The organism is Aureispira sp. CCB-QB1, assembly GCF_000724545.1.
Lineage (GTDB): Bacteria > Bacteroidota > Bacteroidia > Chitinophagales > Saprospiraceae > Aureispira.
This window is the reverse complement of record NZ_JHBV01000115.1, coordinates 1-419: the sequence shown is the minus strand read 5'-3', so window position 1 is coordinate 419 and position 419 is coordinate 1. Positions and strand designations below refer to the sequence as shown.

Genomic DNA, 419 nt, shown 5'->3' with positions numbered 1-419 from the left:
TAGGTAGAAAAGGAACAGACATTTTCAGAAAATGCCGCCACAATGGACGTAGAAAATGCGCCCACAATGGACGAGGAATTGGAGGAAAAATTGGACGAGGAGTTTCCCTTAGAAGAGGAGGAAGATTGGGAAGAAAATGAAGCAGCCGATGCCTTTGATTTTCCTGATGATGAGCTAGAAGAACAAGACCCTTTGGATGAAGCGATCAATGGCGAGCCAGAAGAAAAACCAATCGACGAAGTGATTGGAGATTTAACAGGGGACAGCGTGAAAAACTTGGAGCTGCTAGAAGAATTAGGAGAAATTGCGATGGAAAAGATTGACGACTCCAAAGCTATGTTGTGTAGTGCCATTAGTGGCGAATCTCCTGCTCGATACGCCAGTGACAAAAAACTGAACAAAGCGTTGTTGAGAGCCTT

1 pseudogene is annotated in these 419 nt (G+C 44.4%); it reads left to right on the top strand.

The features are described 5' to 3' along the window. Positions 1-42: 42 nt before the first annotated feature. Positions 43-419: pseudogene (locus tag CG11_RS26460) on the top strand (hypothetical protein); the annotation flags it as partial.